The sequence below is a fragment of the Accumulibacter sp. genome, from assembly GCF_032229525.1.
Lineage (GTDB): Bacteria > Pseudomonadota > Gammaproteobacteria > Burkholderiales > Rhodocyclaceae > Accumulibacter.
In genome coordinates this window covers 1-23464 of the sequence record NZ_JAVTWB010000202.1, presented here as the reverse complement: position 1 = coordinate 23464, position 23464 = coordinate 1, and the positions used below count along the sequence as shown (strand labels likewise).

At 62.6% G+C, this 23464-nt stretch carries 14 protein-coding genes and 1 tRNA gene; 6 read left to right on the top strand and 9 right to left on the bottom strand.

The features are described 5' to 3' along the window. Window positions 1–5: 5 nt before the first annotated feature. The 4 genes from dnaG to RUW20_RS15770 all read right to left on the bottom strand — a co-directional run bounded on the left by dnaG (window position 6) and on the right by RUW20_RS15770 (window position 4053). Window positions 6–1751 (bottom strand): DNA primase, encoded by a 1746-nt coding sequence (dnaG, locus tag RUW20_RS15785; protein ID WP_313953178.1) that lies wholly within the window; start codon window positions 1749–1751, stop codon window positions 6–8. 45 nt (window positions 1752–1796) lie between these two features. Next, window positions 1797–2246: a GatB/YqeY domain-containing protein gene (locus tag RUW20_RS15780; protein ID WP_313953177.1), complete on the bottom strand. Its 450-nt coding sequence runs from the start codon at window positions 2244–2246 to the stop codon at window positions 1797–1799. Window positions 2247–2375: 129 nt separating this feature from the next. After that, window positions 2376–2588 carry a 30S ribosomal protein S21 gene (gene rpsU, locus RUW20_RS15775; protein WP_042334924.1) on the bottom strand — a complete coding sequence of 71 codons (213 nt, stop codon included), beginning with the start codon at window positions 2586–2588 and terminating at the stop codon, window positions 2376–2378. A 160-nt stretch (window positions 2589–2748) separates the two neighbouring features. Next, complete coding sequence (locus tag RUW20_RS15770) at window positions 2749–4053, bottom strand: hemolysin family protein (protein ID WP_313953176.1); 1305 nt, start codon at window positions 4051–4053, stop codon at window positions 2749–2751. Between the two features lie 634 nt (window positions 4054–4687). On the opposite strand from RUW20_RS15770, the gene RUW20_RS15765 reads away from it, so the two are divergent. Further along, a complete protein-coding gene (locus RUW20_RS15765; RefSeq protein WP_313953175.1) occupies window positions 4688–6079 on the top strand; it encodes a hemolysin family protein in 1392 nt (463 codons plus the stop codon). After that, a complete protein-coding gene (locus tag RUW20_RS15760; RefSeq protein WP_313953174.1) occupies window positions 6080–7324 on the top strand; it encodes a hemolysin family protein in 1245 nt (414 codons plus the stop codon). It abuts the gene before it with no gap. 139 nt (window positions 7325–7463) lie between these two features. Here the strand turns inward: RUW20_RS15760 and RUW20_RS15755 are convergent, their stop codons facing one another. From RUW20_RS15755 to RUW20_RS15740, 4 genes are all read right to left on the bottom strand, one after another. Next, entirely contained in the window at window positions 7464–8465 is a 1002-nt protein-coding gene (locus RUW20_RS15755) for a transglutaminase family protein (protein WP_313953173.1), read from the bottom strand. Next, complete coding sequence (locus RUW20_RS15750) at window positions 8465–11023, bottom strand: circularly permuted type 2 ATP-grasp protein (RefSeq protein WP_313953172.1); 2559 nt, start codon at window positions 11021–11023, stop codon at window positions 8465–8467. The genes RUW20_RS15755 and RUW20_RS15750 overlap by 1 nt, the downstream gene beginning before the upstream one ends. A gap of 39 nt (window positions 11024–11062) precedes the next feature. After that, a complete protein-coding gene (locus tag RUW20_RS15745) occupies window positions 11063–14449 on the bottom strand; it encodes a transglutaminase family protein (protein ID WP_313953171.1) in 3387 nt (1128 codons plus the stop codon). Between the two features lie 196 nt (window positions 14450–14645). Then, entirely contained in the window at window positions 14646–17246 is a 2601-nt protein-coding gene (locus tag RUW20_RS15740) for a [protein-PII] uridylyltransferase (RefSeq protein ID WP_409559377.1), read from the bottom strand. A 1004-nt stretch (window positions 17247–18250) separates the two neighbouring features. On the opposite strand from RUW20_RS15740, the gene gltA reads away from it, so the two are divergent. Next, window positions 18251–19546 (top strand): citrate synthase, encoded by a 1296-nt coding sequence (gene gltA / locus RUW20_RS15735; RefSeq protein WP_313953169.1) that lies wholly within the window; start codon window positions 18251–18253, stop codon window positions 19544–19546. 181 nt (window positions 19547–19727) lie between these two features. On the opposite strand, the gene RUW20_RS15730 is transcribed toward gltA, so the two are convergent. Next, entirely contained in the window at window positions 19728–20309 is a 582-nt protein-coding gene (locus RUW20_RS15730) for a DUF3365 domain-containing protein (RefSeq protein WP_313953168.1), read from the bottom strand. A 326-nt stretch (window positions 20310–20635) separates the two neighbouring features. Here RUW20_RS15730 and RUW20_RS15725 point away from each other — a divergent pair, with 326 nt between their 5' ends. The 3 genes from RUW20_RS15725 to RUW20_RS15715 all read left to right on the top strand — a co-directional run bounded on the left by RUW20_RS15725 (window position 20636) and on the right by RUW20_RS15715 (window position 23174). Then, a complete protein-coding gene (locus RUW20_RS15725) occupies window positions 20636–22051 on the top strand; it encodes a circularly permuted type 2 ATP-grasp protein (protein ID WP_313953167.1) in 1416 nt (471 codons plus the stop codon). An 18-nt stretch (window positions 22052–22069) separates the two neighbouring features. Beyond that, a complete protein-coding gene (locus tag RUW20_RS15720; RefSeq protein WP_313953166.1) occupies window positions 22070–23011 on the top strand; it encodes an alpha-E domain-containing protein in 942 nt (313 codons plus the stop codon). 88 nt (window positions 23012–23099) lie between these two features. Further along, window positions 23100–23174 (top strand) — tRNA-Val (locus RUW20_RS15715). The last annotated feature ends 290 nt before the right edge of the window (window positions 23175–23464 follow it).

The window sequence follows — 23464 nt, the reverse complement described above, 5'->3', positions numbered from 1 at the left end:
ACATCTTAGCTTGCCTGGCTTGCTCCGCCGCGCGCACTAAGTGCTTGCAGGTATTGCTGCTTTTCTTCGCTCGACAGACCGCCCACACCAAGTCTCTGGATCTTGTCCTGCAGAATACCGAAGGCTCGTTTGTGCTCACCTTCGAGCAGCTGTTTGACTGCCCCTTCGAACTCTGTATCGATCTCATCTTCGGCAAAGGGCTGGTGCATTAGTTCAGCCGCCGCGTGATGAAGCAGGCTTTCCGCTTCGCAGCCGCGCAGCTTTTCAAGCAAGGCCGGGTAGGCGAGGACCTGTGCTCCGTCTGCCGCAATCGTTGCGCACAAAACACGAACTGCCAGCGCTTCAGCCGAGTTGTCGGGGAGCAGGTCGAGCGGCAGTCTTGCAGCCAGTTGCGGTTTTTGCAGCAGGAGGCGCAGCAAGGGGCGCAGGAGTGAGGGAGCCTTGCGCGGTGCGCGCGCTGGCGCTGACCGGGCTATCGGCCGCAGGGCGCATAGACGTTCGATCTCCGCTTGCGAAAAACCGCTGGTTTGGGCGAGGCGCTTGACCAGTTGCAGTCGCAACAGCGGCGATTGCATGCGGCCCAGCAGGGGTTTGGCGTCAGCCACCAGTCGGGCCCGTCCTTCGGCCGCGGTCAGATCACAGTTGCGGGCCAGTTCGCGCAGCAGGAAGTCGGAAAGCGGAGTCGCCTCAATGATCATCCGCCGGAAAGCGTCGCCGCCCCGCTGCCTTACCAGACTGTCGGGGTCCTCGCCTTCAGGCAGGAGGACGAAGCCGATGCTCTTCTGCTCGGGGAGCGCTTCGATGCTGTTTTCCAGTGCGCGCCAGGCGGCCTTGCGCCCGGCCGCATCACCGTCGAAGCAGAAGACGATGCGGTCGGATTGGCGTAAAAGCTTCTGTACATGCGTGGGGGTGGTGGCAGTGCCCAGCGTGGCCACTGCGTTGCCAATGCCATTCTGCGCCAAGGCAACGACGTCCATGTAGCCCTCGACCACCACCACCGTATCGCTGTCGCGGATGGCCGTGCGCGCTTGCGGCAGGCCGAATACCTCGCGGCCTTTTTCAAACAACGGGGTCTCGGGCGAGTTAAGGTACTTCGGTTCGCCCGGGCCGAGCACCCGACCACCGAAGGCGATCACTTCGCCTCTCTGGCTGACGATCGGAAACATGACGCGGTCGCGGAAACGGTCGTAAAGACGACCCTGCTCATTCTTGACGACCAGCCCGGCAAGCTGGAGTTCCGACCTGCTGTAATCATCGAAGGCAGCGCTGAGGTTCTGCCAACCAGCGGGCGCATAGCCGATGCCGAACTGGCGCGCCGTTTCACCGCTGACACCCCGCTGCTTGAGGTAGTTGACCGCTTGTTCGCAACGTTTGAGCTGCTCGTAGTAGAACTTTGCGGCGCTGGCCATGATTTCGGCCAGGGCCATCAGCTTCGGACCCTGCTGCGGCGCATGACCCTGATCAGCGGGAAGTTGCAGGCCGCAGCGAGCCGCCAGCTCCTTGATCGCGTCGACGAAGCCGGCGCCGGAGAAGGCCATGACAAAGCCGATCGCGGTGCCGTGCGCGCCACAGCCGAAACAGTGGTAGAACTGCTTGCTCGGACTGACCGTGAAGGAAGGGGATTTCTCGCTGTGGAAGGGGCAGCATGCGGAGAAGTTCGCGCCGGTCTTCTTCAACGGGACGTAGCCGTCAATCAGGTCAACGATGTCGACGCGATGCAGCAGATCCTGAATGAACGAGTCGGGAATCACACAGGTCTCCCCGCGGCTAGCGGACGGCAGCCATGCTGCAGCTGTTCAGGCGCCGGTCAGGCGAGTTTTCACGAGCCGTGACACTTCGCTCATGTCGGCTCGCCCGGCGAGTCCCGGTCTGAGGCTGGCCATCACCTTGCCCATGTCTCCTGGTCCGGCGGCGCCAGTCTCTGCGATGGCCCGCGACACGGCCTCGGCGATTTCCTCGGCCGAGAGACCTGCGGGCAGGTAGCCGACGAGCAGGTCCGACTCGAAGCGCTCCACGTCGGCCAGGTCTTTTCTCCCGGCTGCGGCAAACTGCGCCATCGAATCCCGGCGCTGCTTGAGCATCTTGTCGATCACTGCCATGACGGCGGCGTCATCAAGCTCGATCCGTTCGTCGACTTCGCGTTGCTTGATCGCCGCCAGCAGCAGACGTAGGGCACCAAGGGTTTTCGCCTCGCGCGCTCGCATGGCCACCTTGACGTCTTCGTTGATGCGCGTTTTGAGGGACATGGCCAAGCTCCTTACTGAACCGGGGCTCTGCTACGCTCGGGGCGGGTGCCCCCGGCTGTTGCCGTTCCACAAATGCCAACAGCCGCCCATCGTCTGAGAGGCGGCTGTTCAGGCGCTTGACAAGCGCTTCTAGAACAGTTTGGGGGGCAGAGTCTGGCTACGCATGCGCTTGTGGTGGCGCTTGACCGCTGCGGCAAGCTTGCGCTTGCGCTCGGCAGTGGGCTTTTCGTAGAACTCGCGAGCCCTGAGCTCGGTCAGCAGTCCCGTCTTCTCAACGGTGCGTTTGAAACGTCGAATCGCAACTTCGAATGGTTCATTTTCTTTTACACGAATGGCAGGCATAGACTCGTCCCAAGGTTCAAGGTCAGCATCAGTACAGCTTAGCCAAGCATTATATACAGAGTTGTAGCGGAACTTCAAGCGGCTATTGCCGGCTTTTACCTATTCCGACCCTGATTGGACGACGTGGTCGGGACGCCGTCGGTCACCAGGCAAGGATCGCTTACGTCTTCTTGTCTGCGCCAGTATCCTGGTCGGCAGCTGCCGCGGGTGGCGAGCCGGGCTTGGCGCTGGGTCTGCGGCGGATCCGCACTTCGTGGATTCGCCGCCGCGAGGCGCGCTCGATCTTGACATCGAAACCTTCCAGGACGACCGATTCGCCCGCTGCCGGAATGCGTTCGAGATGACTGATGATCCACAGATTCACCGAATCATAGGGTTTGCCGGCGAGATCCTGGCCAAAATAGGCTTCCAGAACGCGCAGCTCGGTGGTGCCGTCAATTACCAGCTCGTTGCCATCGGCACTCCTGCGCAACGCCTGATCATCTTGCGGCGCCTCCTTGTCATCGTAGATGTCGCCGACCAGTTCCTCGAGGATATCCTCCAGCGTGAAAATACCGAGCAGGGTACCGAACTCGTTAACCACCACCATCAAGCGTTCCTTATCCGCCTTGAGTACGTCGAGCAGGCTGTCTACCGGCTGGTTGGGTGGAACGAACAGCGGGTCGCTGCCAACCTCGCTCAAGGTCTTGTCCAGATGGCCCTTCGCGACCTCGCCCAGGACGGTCTGCAGTGTCAGGACGTGGTTGATTTCTTCCGGATTGCCGGTGTGCAGAGGAATCCGGTAGTGGGTTCCGGCGATGATCTCCTCCAGCGCGTCGCCAATGGTGCGATTGCCGTCGAGGGAGAAGATCTGATGGCGGTGCACCATGATGTCACTGGCACGCAATGTGCTGAAGTCGAAGATCCGCCGGATCATCAGGTGCTCGCCTACTTCGATGGACCCTTCCTGGGTGCCGTGCGCGGCCATGGCGATCAGCTCCGTCTCGGTCACCATGGGATCTTTTGGCGGGCTGCTGAGACTGTGCATCCAGCGGATGAATCTCTCCAGCGCCCAGACCAGCGGGAAGAGCAGTTTGCCAAGGAGTTCGAGGGGCGCAGCAGCAAGCAGGGCGACGACGATCGCGTAGCGTGAAGCGTAGGTCTTCGGGGTGATCTCGCCGAACATCAGCAGGAGCAGGGTAATGACGCCTACGGCCAGGCCCGGGCCCAGGTGGCCGAAATGCTCGGTCGCCACCACGGTGGCCAGTGCTGCGGTGCCGGTGTTTATCAGGTTGTTGCCGATCAGGATGATGACCAGCGTTCGATTGAGGTTGCTTTTCATCCGATGTAGAGATTTGGCGCCAAGCCTGCCTTCCGCCAGCAAGGACTCGGTTCGCGCCCTGGAGAGCGATGTCAGGGCGGTTTCGGAGCCAGAGAAGAAGGCCGAGAGGACGAGCATTATCATCAGCAGCAAAGCTTCGAACACGGCGAGGTAGCTCCCAGTGTGGGTCGGGCTCCGGCCAGGATGACGAGCAACCGGGGGAGGGAAAGTACCCCTTCTTTCTTACACTACTTGCCGAACCGGTGCAATATTCACCGTCGCGCGACGCCGTGGCGTGCGTAAATGATCCGCCTCGGGGCAAGAGGTTGCCACCGATCGGGAGCCCATTTGTCATAAAGCGTTGACAATCGACGTGTTTTCTTCGATGGCTTGTCGAACGGTGAGAATTCAGCATTCGTTGACTTCGCCGCATCTATCCTGGCCTGGTTTGACGTCCGGCAAGTGCCGTTCAGACGGGCGACGCCTGCCGGTGCTGGCTTGGTGCCAAGCGCGCGGGCTACCGAGCCCCTTGTATCCGCCTTTGCCGGCGAACGCTGGCCCATCCAGCAGCTGCCCGGCCGTTGTTTGACTTGGGCATCAAGCTGGCTGATAATCGGCCGCCGTGCACGCGCACGGCCAAATTTTCATTTTGATGAAACATCTTCATGGCAGCGTGACCGCTGCCGACTTGCCGACGTGGCTGCCAGGAACTTCGCCACGCTGTTCTGGTCCGTTTTAAGCATCGGGCGCTTCCAGTGGTTTTGCGGAAGTTGCGTGCAATTTGACTCGGGGGTAAAGAATGGATCCAGCACTCTGGATAGAGCTGGTGGTTTTTGTCGTCTTGCTGGGATTTTCAGGTTTCTTTTCAAGCACCGAAACCTCGTTGTTTTCGCTGAGCTCCTTCCACCTCGCTCAGATGCGCAGTGCCAAGAACCCTCGTATCGACCTGATTGACCGGCTGCGTAGCGAGCCGCGGCGCCTGATCGTCACCATCCTGATCGGTAACGAATTCGTCAACGTCTCGGCTTCGGTGATCTCGGCCGCGGTGATCATTCATCTGTTTGGCGCGGATAACGAGATGATCAACCTGCTGGTGATGGTGCCGATCCTGCTGCTGTTTGGCGAAATCACGCCGAAGGTGCTGGCGATTCGCAACAACGTCGCGTTCGCCACTTTCCAGGCCCGGCCGATCGCTCTTTTCGCGCGCTTGATCACCCCGCTGCGCGAGGTGATCCGCCATGTCGCCGAATTCTTCATCACCCTGATCGTTGGCAAGCAGCGCTCGCAAGGTAACCTGGTTACCGAGGACATGATTCGCACACTGGTAAACGATGCCGTCGGTGAGGGTGCCCTGGACAGCCACGAGGCGCACTATATCGAGCGAATCTTCGAGTTCGGGAGTAAGTCGCTACGGGATATCATGCGGCCTCGCTCCGACATCGAGTTCCTGTCGGCGGACCTTTCGATTCCGGAGTTGATCGCCCAGATCAAGGCCACTCGGCAATCGCGCTATCCGGTCTTCCGCGATCGTCGCGACACCATCCTGGGCATTTTGCACACCCGTGACCTGCTGGGTGTCGACCTCGGTAAACTGGAACGTGATCCGCACGCTTTTCGCAAGCTGCTACGCCAGCCGAACTTCTTTCCTGAATCCAAGCCAGCTGTAGAACTGTTCCACACCTTCCGACAGCGCAAGTTGTCTTTCGCGATGATCGTTGACGAGTATGGTGGCGTTACAGGTCTGGTGACCATGGAAGATCTGCTGGAGTGCGTATTCGGCGAGATTGTCAGCCCATCGGACAGTGAGGTGGTCGACCGGCACATGGTCAGTGAATTCGACGATGGCCGCCGTCTGATCGACGCCGGCATGTCCCTGGATGAGTTCAACCACATTTTTGGCGTCAGCATCGATAGCGAGGCAGCCGAGACCATCTCTGGCGCATTGCTCGACGCCTTCGGTGAGCTGCCCGCGACCGGGGCGTCAATCACCTTGTGTGAGATCAAGCTAACCGTTGAGGGCGTCGAGAACAACCGTATCTCTCGTGTCCTGGTCGAACCACCGACGCCCGAGCCGATCGACGGACCCGCAAGCGAGCTTGACGAGAACGTTGCCGACAGCGCATCAGTCGGGGTCGAGCCTGAACGTGTGGCGCCTGACGCTGAACCATCGAGCAAACGGGAGGGCGTCTAGATGTCCGATATCTTGCTGACGGTTTTGTTCATGGTGCTCTGCCTGATCGCCGAAGGGTTCTTCTCCGGATCCGAGCTTGGCATCGTCAGTGCCGATCGCATGAAGTTGCGCCATGACGCGGCCAAGGGTTCACGCGGCGCGCGCCTGGCGCTCGAGATGCTGGAGAAGCGGCCGGAGTGGTTGCTGTCTACGACCCTGGTCGGTACCAATATCGCGGTGGTCGCCAACTCGACGATTACCACCGCGATGATGATCTCGCTGTTCGGCGAAGCCGGCAGTTGGCTGGCCGTGTTGGTGGTGGCGCCGCTGATCTGGGTGTTCGGCGAGATCGTTCCGAAGAGCGTCTTCCAGCAACGGGCGGACGCCTGGACGCCTCGCCTGATTTATGTGTTGCGCTTCTTCTCGATCGTTTTCTGGCCGATCCTGATCGTCTTCGTCACCCTGTCGAAGTTTATTTCCCGGCTCGCCGGGGGGGCCGAAGAGCACAATCCTTTCACCTTGCGCGAGCAGATCCAGAGCATGGTGCAAATGCCACCGCAGGAAGGTGGGGACATTCAGCTGATTGAAAAGAACATGATCCGGCGGATGTTCAATTTCTCGGAGACCACCGTGTCGAACGTGATGGTGCCGCTGATCGACGTTGATGCTGTCGAGAAGAGCTGCACGGTCGGGGAAGCGGTACGTCTGGCCGTGGCCGGTTCGCACATTCGCTTGCCGGTATTCGACGGGCGAATCGATCGCGTGATCGGGGTGCTCAACACGATGGATTTGCTCGGCGTGGACGAGGCTTCTTCGATCAAGCCCTTCATCACGCCGACGCACTACGTTCCTGGCAGCAAGAGCGCCGAGTCGATGCTCGTCGAGCTACGCAAGGACGGCGATGCGATGGCCGTGGTGATGGACGAGTTTGGTGGCGCCGAGGGAATCATCACCCTCGAGGACATCATCGAAGAAGTCGTCGAGGACATGCAGGACGAGTATGACCGTCAGGAGAAGCCGGCCGAGTGGCTGAAAAAGCTTGCCCATCGCGACTACCTGGTCAGCGCCCGCGCCGACCCCGGGATGCTCAGCGAAAAGCTGGGCCTGAAGCTGCCCGAAGGGGACTACGACACGCTCTCGGGCTTTCTCCTCGAACATGCCCGCGAGATCCCGAAGGTGGGAACGGTCATTGAGGTGGCTGGCATCAAGTTCACCGTCCAGCGTGCGACGCTTCAGGTCATTCAGGAAGTACAGATCACCTGGTAGCTACTTCTCGCCGACCTGTTTTCGGCACGCAATTTCCGGGCGGGGGAGCTTTGTTTCTCCCGCCCGGGTCGTTTTGGGCCTGCAGAGTTGCTATAGGTACGCCGAATTCCGTGCCTGCAGCGCCAGGTCGCGCCAGCGCTCAGGCGCTTTCTTCGATAATCGGCGTCACCGTTACGGCGACATCCAGTTCATGCGCCCCACCGCCAAGAATGACTCCACGGAGTGGCGAGACGTCGGCAAAATCCCGTCCCCAGGCGAGCGTGATGTGCTGGGTGTCGGGCAACACGTTATTGGTCGGATCGAAATCGACCCAGTGCCCGCCTTCAACGCCAGAGCAATACACCGAAACCCAGGCGTGCGAAGCGTCGGCGCCAACCATTCTGGCCTGTCCCGCCGGCGGATGGGTGAGCAGATAGCCGCTGACGTACCGCGCGGCGAGACCCTGCGAACGCAGACACGAAAGCATCAGGTGCGCGAAGTCCTGACAGACGCCACGCTTGTCGGCCAGCACGGTGAGTACCGGGGTAGCCACAGTGGTTGCTTCCGGGTCGAAGTCGAACTCGTTGTAGATGCAGCTCATTAGCGCCTGAACGGCTTCAAGCACCGGCCGCTTGGGGGTGAAGCAGCGCTCCGCGTAGTTGGCAAACTCGTGTTTGACCCTCGCATGGGGCGATTCGAACTGAAAACAGCTGGCTTCGAGCAACACCGGACGAGAACCGTAGGCCAGCGCATCACGCACGCTTTCCCAAGGTGGGGAATTGCGCAGATAGTCGGCCAGGCTGCGTGCCGATCCCGGTTGCCTGTGCCCGGCAGCGGCGCTGCGGGGGCGGGTGGCCAGGGCTGCTGGCGCATCGGCTGGCAAGTGTGGCAGTACCTCGATCGTGCTTTCGGCGCGGATCTCGAGACGGTCATGAGGAAACTCGATGGCCAGTTCGCGTACCGGATTGCCGAAGCTGTCCAGCCGTTCACGCGATCCGCTCGCTTCCGGCGAGACGCTGATCTGGTGCGCCAGGCAGCGCTGCCATGCGCATTCCCGTGGCGTCAGATGGAGTAACTGGCGCGAAATCGACACCGGACTGTCGTACGTATAGACCGTCTCGTGAGCCACGTGATAGCGCGCTGCCGGCAAGGTCACGGGCATCAGGAGGCGAGAATGTATCGGCTGACGTCGCCGACGTGACTGAAATAGCGCATTGCCAGGCGGTCTGAAAGAGCCGCTGCGGCTTCGGCCACCTCGCCGAGAATGGTGGCCAGGGCAAGGCACGGATCGCAGGCGCGGCATTCGCCGAAGGTCTGTCCCTCGAAAAGGCCGAGGTCGAAGCCTTGTAGCCGCTCCAGCGCGGGCCGTAGCGCTTCGTCACGCGGACCGCCGAGCAGGCGGGCCAGCTGGTCGAGATAACGGAGCAGGATCTGCAGTTGAAAGGCCACCGAGTGCGGGTTGCCGTCGTCGAATACGATCAGATCGAGCGCCGGCAAGAGTTCCGGCTGCGTCATGTAACGCGAACGGTAGGTAATGATGCTGTCGGTCAGCTCAAGCAACCATTCCAGACCACCGGGAGCGCGGGTCGAGTCCAGGTGCAGGAAATGGGCGACGGCCCTGGCGAGAAAGCTCAGTCGCTCGATGCGCCTGCCGATGATCAGCAACCGCCAGCCGTCGTCGCGAGTCATGTTGTCCATCGCGAAACCGGCCAGCGAGGACGAGGTGAGGAGGACCTGGTCGAGAAACGCCAGCGCTTCGCCAAGCTCAGCCTGTGCGTCGCCGCTCGACAGCCTGCAGTAGGCCTGCAACTGGTGTTGCAGACGATTCAGCGCATGCCAGTTGTCCAACGAGAAACGCTCGCGTACCTGTGTCGCAACCCATAGCAGACGACGGATGTCGCCGGCAAGACCGTCATTCGACTCCTTGCCGCAGATCGCCGTGAGCACCAGGGATTCCCTTTGCGACCGCGACGTCGGTACCGCCGTCTTGCCATCCTTGGCCCCCTCGGGGTCAGCGACCGGCAACAGCTTCAGAGCCAGACAAAGGTCGAGGGCGGAAGTCAGCGCTGGCAGGGAGTCGGCACCCGCATCAACAAGGCGCGAAAGGGTGACGCGCAGCAGGCGCGAGGTCTTGTCACAGCGCTCGGCGTAGCGGCCGAACCAGTACAGGTTTTCGACCACGCGCGACGCCAGGTTGTGGCCGCCGCGCACCAGATCGTCTTTGCCGATCGAGTGCTTGAGCAGGCTGAAGGTATTCACGACCGTCTCGGTGCGTACCCAGGTGTCCTTGCTCGATCCTCCCCGCTGCATCGAAATGATGCGCGCGTTGGACGCCGCCGATACGCGTGTCAGTCCACCCGGCATCACCACGTGACCAGTGGGTGTGGCGGCGACAAAGACCCGCAGTCCAACGCCACGTGGCAGCAGGCGCCGCTTGTGTTTACCGCTCCACGCCGGTGCTTGCGAGTAATTGACCAGCTCCTGTGCGACATAGGCCTGCGGGCGGGCACGCAGGCGCGCGATCATTTCTTCCCGGGCGCTGCCGGTCAGTTCATTGCCGAACAGGGCATCGAAATGCTGCGAGGGATAGGAGCCCTTGATCACCAGATGGTCCAGGTTGGCGATCGTATAATCCAGCGCGGCTTGCTCGCCACACCACCAGGTGGCCACCGACGGCATCGCCAGCGGTTCGCCGAGCAGTTTTTCGCAGGCGCCGGGCAGGAATCCCGGTAGCGCCGCCGACTCGAGCAGGCCGCTGCCGAGGGCATTGGCGACCAGCACATTACCGGCGCGCACCGCCTGCAGCAGTCCGGGAACGCCCAGCGCCGAGTCGCCGCGCAGTTCGAGGGGGTCGCAGTAGTCGTCGTCGAGGCGGCGCAGAATCGCATGCACGCGCCGCAAGCCGTTGAGCGTCTTGAGATAGACCGAGCCTTCGCGAACGGTCAGATCCTGCCCCTCGACCAGTGGAAAACCCAGGTAGCGCGCGAGATAGGCGTGCTCGAAGTAGGTTTCGTTGTAGGGGCCAGGGGTCAGCAAGACGATCAGCGGGGTCTCGGTGGCGTGCGGCGCCCAATACGCCAGAGCATTCTGAAATTCGCGAAAAAACGAAGCGAGATGCTGGACCCGCAGGTCACGGAACTGTTCCGGAAAGAGGCGGCCGACGATGGTGCGGTTCTCGATCGCGTAACCGGCTCCCGAGGGTGCCTGGGTACGATCACCGATTACCCACCAGCGGCCGTCCGGCGAGCGGGCGAGATCGGCGGCGTAGAAATGAAGGTAGGTGTCGCCGGCCGGCCGCACGCCCTGACAGGGCCAAAGGAAGTTGTTGTGACCGTACACCAGTGCCGGCGGCAGGGTTCCGTCCTTGAGCAATGTCTGCTCGCCGTAGAGGTCACGCAACACGGCATTGAGCAGGCGGGCTCGCTGGGTGACCGCGCTGGCCACTTGCTGCCATTCTGCCGCCGACAGGATCAGCGGCAGCGGATCGAGCTCCCACGGCCGGTCGGCGCCTTCGGGGTCGGCATAGACGTTGTAGGTCACGCCATTCTCGAGGATGCAGCGTCGCACGTAGGCCAGCCGGTGGCTCATCTGCTCGGGCGTGGCCGCGTCGAGATGGGTAACAAAAGGCTTCCACGCGCGGCGAATCCTGCCGTCTTCGGCGAGCATCTCGTCGAAACGGCCGGGTTTTTGCGGATAGGTCGAGAGCAAGGATCGCGGCATCAAGGAAACAGGCCCGGGAGCACCCCGGGCCGGCTGGTTTCAGGAACGCCGCAAGTCTAGCGTAAACGGGAAGCCGGCATTGGCCGGCGCAGGCTGTAGTTCGACCACCCCGGGGGTGTGGCCAAAAGGGGTGAATCGCGCCAGGCGGCGGCCTTCTGCCTCGTTGGCGTTGACCGGGTAGCGATCGGGGTTACGGCCACCAGGGTGCTCGACGTGATACTGACAGCCGCCGAGCGAGCGCTTCATCCAGGTGTCGACCAGGTCGAAGACCAGTGGCGCGTGCACGCCGATCGTCGGATGCAAAGCCGAGGGCGGGTTCCAGGCCCGATAGCGCACGCCGGCAACGAATTCGCCGACCTTGCCGGTCGAGCGCATCGGCACGGCGCGGCCGTTGCAGCTTACGACGTAGCGGTCACTGGCCATGCCGCTCACCTTCACTTGCAGGCGCTCCAGTGAGGAGTCGACGTAGCGCGCCGTGCCGCCGACGGCGCCCTGTTCGCCCATCACATGCCAGGGTTCCAGCGCGTGGCGCAGTTCCAGCTCGATGCCCAGCACCGAAATGCTGCCGTGTACCGGGAAACGGAACTCGAAGTGCGGTGCGAACCACGCGCTGTCTAGCGCGTAGCCGGCGCTGCACAGTTCACTGATGACGTCGTCGAAGTCCTGCTTGACGAAGTGCGGCAGCATGAAACGATCGTGCAGCTCGGTGCCCCAGCGGACCAGTCGCTCGGGCGCGTACGGCGTGCGCCAGAAGCGGGCGATCAGCGCCCGCAGCAGGAGCTGCTGGGCCAGCGACATGCGCGCATGCGGCGGCATCTCGAAGGCCCGCATTTCGAGCAGGCCGAGGCGGCCGGTGGCGCCGTCGGGTGAATAGAGCTTGTCGATACAGAATTCGGCGCGGTGGGTATTGCCGGTCGAGTCGATCAGCAGGTTGCGCAGCGCTCGGTCGATCACCCACGGGGCGACGCATTCGGCGGCGTCCGCAGCGGCCTGTGGCAACTGACTGAAGGCGATCTCCAACTCATAGACCGAGTCGTTACGCGCCTCGTCAACGCGTGGCGACTGGCTGGTCGGACCGATGAACAGCCCGGAAAAGAGATAGGACAGGGACGGATGGTTGTGCCAGTAGCTGATCAGGCTGCGCAAGAGATCGGGCCGGCGCAGGAAGGGTGAGTCGAGCGTGGTCGCGCCGCCGAAGACAAAGTGGTTGCCGCCGCCGGTGCCGGTATGGCGACCGTCGAGCATGAACTTCTCGGTGCACAGGCGCGACAGATGCGCGGCCTCATAGAGATGCGTCGTCCGCGCGACCAGTTCGTCCCAACTCGCGGACGGCTGGATATTGACCTCGATGACGCCCGGATCGGGCGTTACCCGGAAGTTGGTCAGCCGCGGATCCGAGGGCGGTTCATAACCTTCGAGAATCACCGGCGTCGCCAGCGCCTCCGCCGTAGCCTCGACGGCGGCAACCAGTTCGAGATAGCCGTCGAGGGTCTCGGTGGGTGGCATGAAGATGTAGAGGACGCCGTTGCGCGCCTGCACTGAAACCGAAGTGCGGGTGACCAGGCTCGCCGATTCGCCGTCTCGCGGTGGCTGTTCCTCGCCCACATCGGCACGCTGGGCAAGGGCCTCGTCGACGCGTGCCAGCGCTTTCTCGGCGAAACGTTCGCCGCTGATGGCAGCGCCCACGGCCGGCAAGCCGAGGCTGCGGCTGACGGCGAACTGGGCGCGAATCTCGGCATGGGCACGCAAGGCCGGGAAGGCCTGTGTCGGGTCGGGTGCGTGGGTGTAGGGATAGTCGGCTTTGGCCACCCAGGGCTGCGAGTCGAGTGGCAGGCGGTAGCCGACCGGCGAGTCGCCCGGGACGAGATAGCAGCGGCCACCGCGCAGATACCAGGGTCCGCTTTGCCAGCCGCCCCTGGCACGGGCCTTGAGTGGCAGCACGTAGCCGACCACTTGCTCAAGGCCCTGTCGGAAGACCTTGGCCAGGCGCTCACGTTCAAGCGCATCATCGAGGCGGGAATCGAAGGGATCGACGTTGACCGGCAGACGGTCTTCACGCCACAGGTGGTAGAAGACGTCCTCGTAGGCGGCGAAGACGTATCCAGGGTCGATCGCCAGCTGCTCGGCGAGCTGGCGCAGGAAACGCCCGGCCAATTGCGCGTCGGCGCCGTCGTTACGGTTCTCGTCGGCGTACAGCGCCGGGTTGTTCCACAGCGCTTGTCCGTCGCGTCGCCAGAAACAGTTCAGCGACCAGCGCGGCAGCTGTTCGCCGGGATACCACTTGCCCTGGCCGAAATGCTGCAACCCCTGCGGCGCATATTTTTCGCGCAAGCGGTGGTAGATCTCCGCCGCACGTGCGCGCTTGGTCGGGCCGAGCGCCTCGGTATTCCACTCGCCGCCGTCGTGGTCGTCGATCGAGACAAAGGTCGGTTCGCCGCCCATCGTCAGGCGGACATCATGCTCGGCGAGGTCGGCGTCGATCTGATGGCCCAGCGCTTCGATGAGCTGCCACTGCGGGTCGCTGTACGGGCGAGTCACCCGGGGCGCTTCCCACACCCGCTCGACCTTCATGTGGTGCTCGAACTCGCATTCGCACTTCTCGGTCGTGCCGGTGATCGGTGACGCCGACGAGGGTTGCGGCGAACAGGCCAGCGGGATGTGCCCCTCGCCGGCGAACAGACCCGAGGTCGGGTCGAGGCCGATCCAGCCGGCGCCAGGCAGGTAGACCTCACACCAGGCGTGCAGGTCGGTGAAGTCATGATCGGTGCCGGAAGGTCCGTCGAGCGACTTGACGTCGGGTACCAGCTGGATCAGGTAGCCGGAAACGAAGCGTGCCGCCAGGCCGATATTGCGCAGCACCTGAACCAGCAGCCAGGCCGAGTCGCGGCACGAGCCGCGGGCCAGCTCGAGCGTTTCTTCGGGCGCCTGGACCCCGGGTTCGAGGCGGATGACGTAGCCCACCTTGTCCTGGATGCGCTGATTGAGATCGACCAGGAAGTCGACGCTGGTGCGTGGTTCGGACGGAACCGTCGCCAGAAAGCGCTCCAGCGCCGGGGTCAGCGGCAAGGGTTCGAGATAGGGCTCGAGTTCTTCCTTTTGCCAGGCTTCGTACTTGAAGGGAAAGGTCGCCGCATACGGCTCGGGAAAGAAGTCGAAAGGGTTGATCACCGACATCTCGGCGATCAGATCGACCTCGACGCGGAACTCGCGGGTCTTCTCCGGGAAGACCAGGCGCGCCAGGTAGTTGGCCTGCGGGTCCTGCTGCCAGTTGATGAAATGCTGCGCCGGCGTGACTTTCAGCGAGTAGCTGAGGATAGGCGTGCGCGAATGCGGCGCTGGTCGCAAGCGGATGACCTGTGGCGCCAGGCTGATCGGACGGTCGTAGCGATAGTGTGTGACGTGATTGAGGGCGACATGAATGGACACGGTTAACTCCAGGGCAAGGGCGCAGAAAACTAAAGCAAGAAACGCTCCATGCAGCAGGCGTGCCGCAGCGTGACTGGCGAAGATGGATGCATTAGGGCGGTGCGTGGGTGAGACATTTTCTCACGGGCAATCGGCGCAACGGTTTTTTCGCTTTGCCCGTCCCGGTTAACTCTGGCATCAACGAGGGTCGGCCGACTCACGACTGTAACTGCTTCAGCAGATCGGTCTCCAGCTTGACACGGCCGGCGCTCTCCTCGAGATGGCTGCCGCTGATCAGGAAGGTATCTTCGACGCGTTCGCCAAGTGTCGCGATCTTGGCGGTGTGCAGATTGGCGTGGTGTGCCGCCAACTGCGTGGCGATCACGAACAGCAGACCGGGACGGTCGGCCGCCACGACGGTGAGCACGAACAGCTTGCCGGTTTCGTCCGCTTCGAGGGTGACCACGGGCTGGATGCTTACCGAGGGTTGCAGCGGGAAATGTCGCACCTGCCGCGAAACCCGCCCGCTAGCCGGTAGGTCGGGCGGCGAGCGCCCGCACAGGCGCTCGCTCAGTTCGTGCTCGATGTAGCTGATCATCTCGCGCCTGCCGCCGCGTTCGGCGACGTCAAGCACGATGAAGGTGTCGAGCGCGTAGCCGTCACGCGTGGTGTGGATCTTGGCGTCGACGATGCTGTAGCCGGCGCGGCTGAAGAAGCCGGCCATGCGCACGAAGAGGTCCGTTTCATCGTGCGAGTAGATCATCACTTCGAGTCCGGCGCCGAGCGGACTGAGGCGCGCCTTGACCAGCGGTTTTTCGGGATGCACGTGGTCGTGGAGAGCGCGGGCGTGCCAGGCGATCTCGTCGGCGGATTGACGGAGAAAATACACGGTGTCGACTTGTTCCCACAGGCGTTCATGTACCGCCTCGGGAAGCGCCAGGTAGCGCATCAGGCGCCGGGCTTCCAGCTGCCGCTGCGTAACGATGCCGTCGGCCATCGCCGGGGCCTCGCTCGATCGCAGGCTCCGCCGGGTGGCCGTGAACAATTGCTCGAGCAGCTGGCCCTTCCACGCGTTCCAGACCTTCGGGCTGGTTCCGCGGAGATCGGCGACGGTCAGCAGGTAGAGCGCGACGAGACGCCGTTCATTGCCCACGGTGGTGGCGAATCGGGCCACCACGCCGGGGTCGGCGATGTCCTCCTTCTGCGCGATCCTGGACATCACGAGATGCTGGCGAACGAGCCAGACGATCAGTTCGGTTTCTTCCGCGGCCAGCCCGTGCTCGTCGCAGAACCGGCGGGCGTCGATCGCGCCGAGTTCGGAGTGATCGCCGCCTCGGCCCTTGGCAATATCGTGAAAGAGGGCTGCGATGTAGAGCACGCAGGGATTGCCGAAGTCGCTGATCAAGCGGCTGCACAGTGGGTACTCGTGCGCAAACTCTTCCATGGTGAAGCGACGGAGCCGGCGCATCACCTGCAGGATGTGTTGATCGACGGTGTAAACGTGGAACAGGTCGTGCTGCATCTGTCCGACGATGCGCCCGAAACCGGGCAGATAGCGACCAAGAACACCGAGCTGATTCATCCGCCGCAAGGTCTCGGTCAGTCGCGTCCCCTGTTGGAACAGCTCCAGGAAACGAGCGCGGTTGCACGGATCGTGGCGGAAATCGTCGTCGATCAGTGTCCGGGCGCGCCACAGCGCGCGTTGCGCCCGGGCGGTCAAGCCGTGCAAGCCGGCGTCTTGCTGGAGCAACAGAAAGGCCTCGAGGATGGCCGCCGGCGTTTCGCTGAAGACCTCTTCGTGCGTCACGTCGAGGAAGTCGTGCGTATGCTGGAAGCGCTCGTTGATCGCCTGTGGTGCTTGATCCGGGGATGGCAGCAAGGCCGCACCGATGTTCTGCAGCAGGATGGTACTGATCTGCATGACCGTTTTGGCGGTCCGGTAGTAGCGTTGCATCAGTAGCTCGCTCGATCGCCGGGCGGCCGTGGCGGTAAATCCCAGCTGCTCGGCCAACGCCGTCTGGTACTCGAAGAGCAGGCGATCCTCACGCCGTCCGGCGAGCAGGTGCAAGCGCGTGCGCAGGGTGCGCAGGAAGCCCTCGGCTGACTCGAGGAGCTGCTCCTCGTCGTCGGTGATGAAACCTCGTTGCTCGAGATCCTTCCAGCATTTGCCGTAACCGGCGGCCTGTGTGATCCACAGGATGAGTTGCAGGTCGCGCAGCCCGCCGGGTCCTTCCTTGCAGTTGGCCTCCAGGCTGTAGGGCGTCTCGCCAAAGCGCTGATGGCGGTCTTCCTGCTCAATCCGTTTGGTCTGGAAGAAGCTTTCCGCGTCCACGTTGGCGTCGACAAGCGAGGAAAATTCGTGAAAGAGCGAGGCGCTGCCGGCCAGCAAACGGGCTTCGATCATCGACGTCTGCACCGTGACGTTGTCGGCCGCCTGCTCCAGGCACTCTTCGAGGGTGCGCACGCTGTGGCCGGTTTCCAGTCCGACATCCCAGAGCAGGCAGACCAGTCGCTCGAGTTGGGCGGTCAGCGCGCTGCCCACTGGCTCTGGCAACAGGATCAGCAGATCGACGTCGGAGGCGGGGTACAGTTCGCCGCGGCCGTAGCCACCGACGGCAACCAGCGCCAGCGAAGCCGGCAAACCAAGTTCACGCCAGACCTCGCAGAGGACGGCGTCGATCAGCCGGCAGCGGTCATGAAGGAGACGGACCGCGTCCCCGTCGACGAGAAACTGCTCGCAAATGCTTGCCTGATCCGCGTGCAAACGGCTCTTGACAGAGGAAAGCAGGGCGTTCGCGGCCGCCATTTCCAGCGTCATCTCTGCTTGCCGGATGCGCTCGTCCTGCAGACGCACGCCGCCCACCAGGGCGCGGCACCACCGGCTGTTGTGGACCAATGTCGGCTGGCATGCCCGCTAAGAGGCTGGCCCGGTCGGTCACCGTGGGCACCGAGTTGCCAGCCACCGAGGGCGGCGTTGACCGGTGCCAGGCACCTCTGTGTCAGCGCGGAGCAGTGCTTGAGACTGTCCCGCATCAATAGCCAGGGCCAAGCGAGTAACGCGGTGCGCCAGCGCTCCAGGGCCAGCGAATCAAGCAGGTTCTGCAGCGCGACGCCCCAGTAGCGCGAGCCGTCCTGCGCGCCGGTGGTCAAGGCCGCTTGGCGACACGCGCTCCGCCAGAGTGCTTCGGCGCGCTGATCGCTGACGTCCGCCCGGCGCGCAAGCCAGGGAAGCATCTTTGGTATCATTGCTGTCTTCATCGTGTCGTCCTTTGCTGATCAAAGCAGTCCGTAAGCGCAGATCTGGACTTCGTCAGGCGCCCTGCCAGGAGGCGTCCGGACCGGCGCCCTTTGCGGGGCGGTCTACTGAGTCCAAGCAAGATTCGTGCAAGCGTTGGCTTTTCGCTGGCACGAATTTGCCGGACGGGCGTGTGTGCAGTCTGCGGACCGGCGGCGGATCGCTGGCGAACAGCGCTGCGAGAGAGTTTTCTGGCGGGAACTGAGGTACACTTGCCGGCAAAAGCCGTTCTGTCGCAATGGGGTTGATGCCAGCTTGCCTTGCCTGTGGCACAGAGAGGGTGCGGCGATGGCGCGCAAGGCTCCGAAACGGGGCGCATGGCTTGTGCCGGTCGCGAACGGAGGCTTTCCTGCAAGCGCCCTCGGATGGTCGACGCAGACGCGGCAGTGAGTCGGGAATTGCAACGTGAGTGCAGGTCGCAGGCGTCGCAGCGCCGCACGCCGGCAAACCGGAGGCGAAACGTCTTGCCACCGGGCAGCCCGTGACCTGTAGGTCTTGATGTGGAGCACCTGAAAGGGAGTCGAACGATGAGCACCGAACGCAAGGCGACGTTGACCATTACCGGAGAAGCTCCGGTACAGTTTCCGATCCTCTCCCCCACGCACGGCAACGATTGTGTCGATATTCGTGCCTTGGGTGGCAACACCGATCGATTCGCCTACGATTCGGGCTTCGAGTCGACCGCCAGCTGCAAATCGAGGATCACCTTCATCGATGGCGCCAAGGGTGAACTCCTCTATCGCGGCTATCCGATCGAGCAACTCACCGAGCACTGCAACTTCCTTGAAGTTGCCTATTTGCTGAAAAACGGCGAGCTGCCGACGGCGGAGCAGAACGCTCGCTTTGCGGCGACGATCACCAAGCACACGTCGGTGCATAACCAGATGGTGAGTTTTTACCATGGCTTTCGCCGCGATGCGCACAGCATGCCGGTGATGGTCGGGCTGGTCGGTGCGTTGTCGGCATTCCATCGTGAAGCCGCTGATTTTTCCGATGTCGAACAGCGCAGCCTGACGATCGATCGGATCATCGCCAAGATGCCGACGCTGGCTGCCATGGCTTTCAACTACACCAGGGGGCATCCGCCGGTCAGTCCGCGCGCAGATCTCGATTACGCAGCCAACTTCGTGCACATGATGTTCTCCAATCCTGCCGAAAAATTCGTACTGAACCCTGTGCTGATGCGGGCATTCGACAGACTGCTGATCCTGCACGCCGACCATGCCCAGGATGCTTCGACGTCGACGGTGCGCATGGCGGGCTCGTCCGGAGCCAACCCTTTCGCCTGCATTTCGGCGGCGATCGCCTGTCTGTCGGGTCCGGAGCACGGCGGCGCCAGCGAAGCCTGTCTGGCGATGCTCGAAAAAGTCGGTGATGTGACACGGGTCGCGGAAATGATCAGCCGCTCCAGGATCGAGAGCGATCGCTCGAAGGTGACCGGCTTCGGTCTTTACGTTTATAAAAACTTCGACCCGCGCGCCAAGCTGATGCGCAAGTTGTGCACGGATGTGTTGACCGAACTCGGCCTCCAGAACGATCCGTTGTTTGCCTTGGCCATCGAGCTCGACAGGATCGCCCTGGAAGATCCGTATTTCGTCGAAAAGAAACTCTATCCAAACATCGATTTCTATTCCGGAATCCTGCAGAAGGCGCTTGGTCTCCCGTCGTCGATGTTCGCCTGTATCGTTGCGGTGGCCCGTACCGCGGGCTGGATGGCGCAGTGGGAAGAGATGCGGGCCGATCCGGAGTACAAGATCGCCCGACCGCGTCAGCTATACACCGGTGTAGCCCGACGGAACGTCCCAGCCCTGTCGCAGCGCTGAGAGGCGCCCAGGGCGGGCGCCACGGCGCGCGCCCTCCCCGAGGCCAGGCCCGATAAAGCCTTAATGTGAAAGTCGCGCAAGCGACTCATGAACCTCCTTTCTCCCCTCGCGGGAGAAAGGCCGGGAAAGAGGGGGCGGTCATGACTTTCACGATCCGGGGTATCTCGACATGTCATGACCGTTAGAGCGGCCGCTTGACCGACAGCGCACCGCGAACTTGACCGGGCGCATAACCGGTTGCGCGATCATGCGGGTAGTCCGTGGCCAATGCTGCCTTGAGTTCCCCTGACAGAGAATCAACCGGACCATGGCAGGTCAGGCAAACTTCGGCGACCGGCAATGCCTTCAGGTAGCGGTAGCTGCGCTTGCCATCGGCTGCGGTAAGAATCTCGCCGATTTCAAGCTGCTCGGGCTTGGCGCCGTTGGCGGCCTGGATGTCGAATTCGGCCAGCTGGCGCGCCTCCCATGCATCGGGTGTGCCGGTCACGGGATTTCGTGTTTTCAGGCTGACGCGGCGGATTTCCCAGCCGGTCTGCTGTCGCAGTTCCTGCAACAGTTGCGGCGCTTTGTCCTTGCAGATCGCGATCGCTTCGACCAGACCCTGTTCTTGCACGGCCGTCTGCATCGCCTGCACTACCTTGGGCAGCACCGGCAACGCGGTGCTGCGTGTTTCCGACAGCAATTGAGTGGCATCCTGCGCGTGGGCAGCCTGGGCGGCAGAAGCGAGCGACAGGGCCAGGATGAGCCTTGCGGAAGTTTTCATGGCGATTCCCTGTTGATATAAGTATTTGCTAATATATCACAGGTAGCGGATTATCGCCGCCGGGGAGCTTCCTTGGGCCAGCGAATCCCCGCCTCTCCGACCCGGGAGAAAACGTACGGTCGTTCCCGGCAAGCGCTGCGAGCCCGTTCCACAGTTGCCAGCTTGGCGTTTCTCCATGCACCATCGTGGTGCGCTGCCCGATGCCTGCGCACCATATCCAGACGAGCGAGCCGGGCGAGCGGGCGCTTCTGCAGGTTTCCGCGCGTTTCCGGCGTTTGGCACGTTTTCTGCTTATTGATACCTAACCCATTCTGGCGGTGAGCCTCATGAGCGCAGAGTTCTACAACGAGATGTACGACGCAGGCGGCACGCTGCGTCCGCATTACCGGGCCTTCGCCGACTGGCTGGCGGCGATGCCGCCGGAGCGCCTGGCGAGCAAGCAGGCCGAGGCCGACACGGCGTTTCACCGCGTTGGCATCACTTTCGCCGTTTACGGAGAAAAGGATGGCACCGAGCGCCTGATCCCCTTCGACATCATTCCGCGCATCATTCCGGCGGCGGAGTGGACGCTGTTGGAGGCAGGGTTGTGCCAGCGGGTGAAAGCACTCAACGCCTTCGTGCACGATATCTACCATGACCAGGAAATCCTGGAGGCTGGGCGAATTCCGTACGAGCAGGTGGTGAACAACGCACAGTTCCGGCGCGAGATGATCGGCGTCGATGTGCCGGCCGGCATTTATGCCCACATTGCCGGCGTCGACATCGTGCGCGCCGGGGAAGGTGAGTCCTACGTTCTCGAAGACAATCTGCGGGTGCCATCCGGCGTGTCCTACATGCTGGAGGACCGCAAGATGATGATGCGGCTCTTCCCCGAGCTCTTCTCGCGGCACATGATCGCGCCGGTCCAGCACTATCCCGACATGCTGCTCGAAAACCTGCGGACGGTGGCGCCGACCGGGGTTGTCGACCCGACGGTGGTGGTGTTGACCCCCGGTGCCTACAACAGCGCTTACTTCGAACACAGCTTTCTCGCCCAGCAGATGGGGGTTGAACTCGTCGAGGGCCGCGATCTGTTCGTCAAGGACCACACCGTATTCATGCGTACCACGCAGGGTCCGCAACGCGTTGATGTGATTTATCGCCGGCTGGATGATGATTTTCTCGATCCGCTGGCCTTCAACAAGGATTCGATGCTCGGCGTTCCCGGCCTGCTTGCCGCCTATCAGGCCGGGCAGGTCACTCTGGCCAACGCCATTGGGGCTGGCGTCGCCGATGACAAGTCGATCTACCCCTACGTACCGGAGATGATCCGCTTCTACCTCGGCGAGGAGCCGACGCTGCACAACGTACCGACCTGGATGCTGCGCAAACCCGAGGATCTCAAGTACGTGCTGGCGCATCTGCCGGAACTGGTGGTCAAGGAGGTGCACGGCGCCGGCGGCTACGGCATGCTCGTCGGGCCGGCATCGACCCGGGCCGAGATCGAGGACTTCCGCGCGCGGATCATCACGGCGCCGGCGAAGTACATCGCGCAGCCGACGCTGGCCCTGTCCAACTGCCCTACTTTCGTCGATTCGGGGATCGCGCCGCGCCACCTGGACCTGCGCCCCTTCGTGCTCTCGGGCCAGAGCATCAGCATGGTGCCTGGCGGCCTGACTCGGGTTGCGTTGCGCGAAGGTTCGCTGGTGGTGAACTCCTCGCAGGGGGGCGGCACCAAGGACACCTGGGTGCTGGAGAACTGAGATGTACGGAGAGCCAACATGTTGAGCCGCACCGCTGATCACCTGTACTGGATGGCGCGCTATACCGAGCGCGCCGAAAACCTGGCCCGTCTGCTTGACGCGTCCTACCAGATGTCGATGGTGCCGCAATCGCTTGCTGCGCAAAACGAGAACTGGCGCGCCATTCTCGATCTCAACAGCCTGGAGAGCGCTTTTGCGAAGATCGGCGGCGAGGTCAATGCCGAGAACGTCCTGCGCTTCATGGTTGCCGACACCGACAATCCGGCGTCGATCTACAGTTGCCTGCGTGCCGCGCGGGAGAACGCCCACGCGGTGCGCGGCACCCTCACGCAGGAGATGTGGGAGAGCGTCAATACCACCTGGATCGATCTGCGTCAGAAGAGTGTCGAGTACATCCTGGCGGGCGGGGTGAGCGAGTTCTTCGACTGGGTCAAACTGCGTTCGGCGGTCACCCGTGGCGTGACCTTCGGGACCATGCTCAGGGACGATGCGCAGCACTTCATCCGCCTCGGCGGTCTGCTCGAGCGCGGAGACAACACCGCCCGTATTCTCGACATGCAGTATCACATCCTGCGCAATGGCGACGAGGGGGCCAGCGACTTCTACCGCTGGGGTGCACTGCTGCGCTCGCTGTCAGCGTTTCAGGTCTATCGCAAGGTCTATCGCGACGCCATCACCCCGGGCCGCGTTGCCGAATTGCTGGTCCTGCGCATGGATATGCCGAGATCGCTGCATGCGTGTGCCGACGGGATCGTCCGCATGCTCGCGCTGATCGCCAACAGCGCTTCGGCCGAGACCCTGCGCAAGGCGGGCGTCCTGCATGCCGGATTGCATTTCGCGCGCATCGACGATATCTTCGCCGGCGGCTTGCACGAGTATCTGACCGACTTCATGGATCGCATGTACGAACTCGGCGAAGGCATCAGCCACGACTTCCTGGTTCCGGCCGGAGCGGATTGACGCGGATTGACGCAGATTGACCCGGCTATCGACTTGTGATGTAATCCGGCCTTCCTTTTTGGGTGGGCCGTCCCCGAATCGGACAGTTGGGCGATTAACTCAGGGGTAGAGTGCCACCTTCACACGGTGGAAGTCAGTGGTTCGATCCCACTATCGCCCACCATCGACAAGCGTCTTCAAGCTCCACCACACACCTGAACCCCTGCGGCGGAAACGCTTGCAGGGGTTTTTGGCTTTCCGGCTGCAGTGCTTAAGTTTGCGCATTGCGGGCATCGACAATCGCCCGCGCTGGCGGGTGCCTGGCCGCGACCAGGGGGCGATCAGGAAGGTTTTCGCACTGTTTCAGCCACCCATTGGCACTGAAGCGGCAATTGACTGCGGCGTCCGGACTCCGGGATACTGCCCCTGATGCTCTTGAAACTCCCGTCCGTCGGAGGAAGCATGCCTACCATT